We start from the raw sequence: 3,704 nt of genomic DNA, 5'->3' as shown, positions 1-3,704 counted from the left end.
CGACCATGGCCGTCGCGATTCCAGCCGTGAGGCGAAGGTGATCATAGAGTCGCACCCTCGGGATCCGGGTGTCCGCGTAAAGGTAAGCCGCATCCCGCAAGCGAGCTTCGAGTGTATCCAAGAAATTTTTAACAAGGTCTAGGATCGGGCCCATTGTCCTCCGCTCCGTTCAAGCGCTGGTGGAAGGGGCTGTCTGCGCGCGGGGCGGTCGGCCGTCGGCGCCAGCGCCACCATCCCGAACCCGCTGGCGGTGTGTTCGCCGAGGCCACCCAGGTAGCCCAGGCGCAGCAACTCCGGGTCCCCCTCGGCGGTGCAGGTGAACATCCACCCCCGGATGTCGGTGCCGTGGATCCGAACCAGCTTGGACCGGTAGGGCGGATGGATCCGGATCCGGATCTCCCCCGCCGCCGGCCTCCCCCAGAAGGCCTCGGCTTTTCGCCGCAAGTTCTCCACGAGCGCCTCCTCAAAGGCCGGCTCCTCCGGCGAGAGGTACCGCTTGACCAGGCGCCCGTCCGGCCGTCGCTCCCCTGTCGACAAGGTGATGGGCGAGAGGGTGACCAGGGTCACCGGACCCTCGAGGGAGGGGATCGGCTCCACTTCCACCCGCTCGACCTGCACCGGGTAGGGGCCCAGCCGCAGGTCCGGCCCCCGCAACAGCCCCAGGGCCAGGGCCTCCACCACCGCCCCGATCGGCGAGGCGATCCACCATGTGGCGGATCCCTCGGCCCACAACCCCACGCCGTCCGGTCTCAGCCCGTGCAGCCAGGAATACGTCAGGGGCTTGTACCGCCGTCCCCTGTCCCCCCGCCAGCCCTCTTCATGCAGCCGCTGGGCGATCTGCGGCACCCCGCGCCCGAGGGCCGTGTAGGCCAGCCCCCGCAGCCACTCGGGATAGTCCCAGGGCAGCAGCGACCGCCGCGGGAAGCCCAGGACGATCTTGAGCCGCATGCGGCTCCTCCCAAACCGGTGTGGGCCATCGGCCTTCACCCGCTCCCCCGCCGTGCCCGCGCCGCATCCCGCACGGCCTGCAGGTGGATGATCTCCGCCACCTCGTATCGAGGCAGCACCGCCGTCGAGGCCGGACGCATACGCACGATGGCGGGGAAATGACCGATCCGGCCGTGCAGTTCCGCCAGAAGCACGCCGGCGGAGTAGTTCAGCGATGGCAACAGGATCAGCAACGGAAGGGTTTGCCACTCCTGCGGGCTGAAGCCCAGGCGATCCACCATTTCGACGACCTGGGGCACCAAGGGTTGGTGGGGGTCCACCTGGGCGTCCACGGTTATCACCTGTTGGATCTTCCTGTTGATAAGGGCTGCGATTTGGTCCAGGTGTTCGGTTGTCAACGGGTGGGCGAAGTTGAGCACGATCACAGCGGCGCTCCTGGGACGGTGTAGGCGTCTCCGTCCCTGAGTTTAATCCCATGCCCCTCATCCCACATCAGGAAAACTTCCCATCGGCATCGGAAGTTTTTCCGATGCCCTCCGGGGCCGTCCGCCGCAAGATAGGGGGGAAGGACCGGAACCAGTCGCGAAGATGATGGTAGCTGAGGGGGCGATCCGGCGGGATCTCCCAGGCGTTGCGGCACAGTTCACGGATGCGCTCCAGATGGCTGTTGACGGTCTTCGGGGAGCGGCCCAGCCGTTCGGCCACCTCCGTCGGCGTCAGACCCTGGGCGATGCCCCGCAGCACCTGTCGCTGGGCCTCAGTCAATTGCGCCCACACCTCGTCGCAGCGGCGCAGGCCGTCGGGGTCTTCCGTCGGGGCCATCCGGGTGGTGGCCAGCCACCGGAGGGCGGGGAAGTCCACCCCCCAGCGGGGCAGGTGGACCTGGATCAGGCGGACGCCCGCCTCCGGGCCGACATGCATCCGGCGCCCGTCGCGCACCTTCGCCTGCATCTCCCGCGGGGTATACAGGTGCCAGATCCGATCCGAATAGTCCAGATACAGGATGGCCAGGGGCACCAGGGTCAGGGCCAGGAGTCGACGGCCGCCGGTCAGCACCAGGTGCAGCGTCCGCCCCTGGGCCTTCTCGGCCTGCACGATCTCCCGCAATTGCTCCCGAAGGGCCGACGCCGCCCTTTCGTCCGTGATGTCCACGAGGGGTTCCAGGCCGTTCCGAAGCATGACGCGGCGGAGGCGGATGGCTCGGCGGGCGGGGCCATAAAAGTCGCCGAGGAACTCCTGGCCCAGCCGTTCCAGGGCCCGGCGGGTGCGGGGATCCGAAGGGGCCAAGTGGAGGATCACCACCTCGACGATGTTCTCTCCCTGGGCCAGCAGGGCGTCCAGGGCGAAGGTGATCACCTGGGGCTGCCCCCCCAGGGTCGCCAGCATCACGCTCTCCGATCGAAGGGCCATGGCACCCTCCCGGCTTTCCTTACGGGGAAACGAGGACCTTCCAGCGAAGGGGTTCAACCATGGAGCTGTTCCCGGCCGTTCTCATCGGCGGGCCTCCCCATTCAGGCAAGTCGGTTCTAACTTATAGTTTATCCTACGCGCTGCGGCGGCGGGGGGTGGCCCATTATGTGTTGCGGGCCGCGCCGGACGGTGAGGGCGACTGGTTCTATGAGGGGAATCCCAACCATGTGCGTCTGCTCCGGATCAAAGGGGCCTTCGACCGCCGCTGGGTGGAACGGATCTGCCGCGATATCCGCCGCCGTCACTTGCCGTTGCTCATCGACGTCGGCGGGCAGCCGACGCCGGAGCAGGAGGCCATCTTCGCCATGGCCACCCACGCCATCCTGGTGACCCGCGATCCGACCTTCCGGCCTGACTGGCTCCGTGCGATCCGCAAATACGGCCTCTACCTCATCGCCGATCTGGACTCCCGGCCGGAAGGCCCCTCCGAGATCCACGAGGATCAGCCGGTGCTGCGCGGGGTGATCGCCGGGCTGGAACGGGGCCGCCGGGCCGAGGGGGCTGTGTTCGAGGCGCTGGTGAACCGGTTGGCTGCCCTCTTCGCCTATCGCCCCGAGGAGCTGCGCCGCTACCATCGGATGATGGCCCCCGAGGTCGATTGGTATGTGGATCTGGACGACCTGGCGCGCCGGATCGGGGTCCGCTGGGAAGGGGAAGCGCCGCGCTGGGCGCCGGAGGACCTGTCCCGGGTCCTGGAGGACCTGCCGTCCGGCGCCTCGATGGCCCTTTACGGGCGGGGGCCGGCCTGGCTGTATGCGGCTCTGGCCGCTCTGGCCTTCCCAGCCTCCCTGTTCCAGTTCGACCCCCGCTGGGGGTGGATGGCGCCGCCGACCCTCCTCCCCCAGCCCGGTCTTCCGGAAGCAGGGGCCCTGCGCTTCGTCGAGAGGCCGGCGCCGGCGGGTTGGCGCTGGCTTGGGATCACACGGGCGCATCCGTATCTGGACCGGGAGGAGGTCGACGGCGCCGCCGTCCCCGCCGCCGTCCCCGGCGAGCGCTGGGTGGCGGACGGGAAGTTGCCCCTCTGGCTGTGGACGGCCTTGGCCCGCGCCTGGGCCGGCCTGGAGGCCCTGGCGGTTTTCGACCCCCGTTTCCCCGGCGCCGTTGTGGTCCTCTCCCGGGATCCCGCCTGGCCGGTGGGGGCGGTGGTGCAGCCCCCCGGGTGAGGGGGCTAGGCCAGAAGCCGGCGGACCCCCCATGGATGGGGGGCGATCGGGGGTCCGAAGGACCGCCTTCGGAGCCGACGGGGGGACTTGACCCATGGCGTGGGATGGATTATTATGATCGCC

4 protein-coding genes are annotated in these 3,704 nt (G+C 69.0%); 1 reads left to right on the top strand and 3 read right to left on the bottom strand.

Features of this window, described 5'->3' with window-relative positions; all coding sequences use genetic code 11:
* Positions 1-138 precede the first annotated feature (138 nt).
* The 3 genes from cas6 to C4313_RS11335 all read right to left on the bottom strand — a co-directional run bounded on the left by cas6 (position 139) and on the right by C4313_RS11335 (position 2,358).
* Entirely contained in the window at positions 139-948 is an 810-nt protein-coding gene (cas6, locus tag C4313_RS11345) for a CRISPR-associated endoribonuclease Cas6 (protein ID WP_352429964.1), read from the bottom strand.
* A gap of 35 nt (positions 949-983) precedes the next feature.
* A complete protein-coding gene (csx15, locus tag C4313_RS11340; protein WP_352429963.1) occupies positions 984-1,373 on the bottom strand; it encodes a CRISPR-associated protein Csx15 in 390 nt (129 codons plus the stop codon).
* Between the two features lie 67 nt (positions 1,374-1,440).
* On the bottom strand, positions 1,441-2,358 hold the full coding sequence (locus tag C4313_RS11335) for a CRISPR-associated ring nuclease (RefSeq protein ID WP_352429962.1): 918 nt from the start codon (positions 2,356-2,358) through the stop codon (positions 1,441-1,443).
* A gap of 59 nt (positions 2,359-2,417) precedes the next feature.
* On the opposite strand from C4313_RS11335, the gene C4313_RS11330 reads away from it, so the two are divergent.
* Positions 2,418-3,581, top strand: coding sequence for a CRISPR-associated protein Csx3 (locus C4313_RS11330; protein ID WP_352429961.1), 1,164 nt, complete (start codon positions 2,418-2,420; stop codon positions 3,579-3,581).
* Positions 3,582-3,704: the final 123 nt, after the last annotated feature.

The organism is Thermoflexus sp., assembly GCF_040289485.1.
Taxonomy (GTDB): Bacteria; Chloroflexota; Anaerolineae; order Thermoflexales; family Thermoflexaceae; genus Thermoflexus.
This window is presented reverse-complemented; position numbering and strand designations above follow the sequence as displayed.

Coding starts and splice junctions, on each gene's coding strand:
- cas6 (WP_352429964.1), bottom strand. CDS start 948: ATGCGGCTCAAGATCGTCCTGGGCTTCCCGCGGCGGTCGCTGCTGCCC.
- C4313_RS11335 (WP_352429962.1), bottom strand. CDS start 2,358: ATGGCCCTTCGATCGGAGAGCGTGATGCTGGCGACCCTGGGGGGGCAG.
- C4313_RS11330 (WP_352429961.1), top strand. CDS start 2,418: ATGGAGCTGTTCCCGGCCGTTCTCATCGGCGGGCCTCCCCATTCAGGC.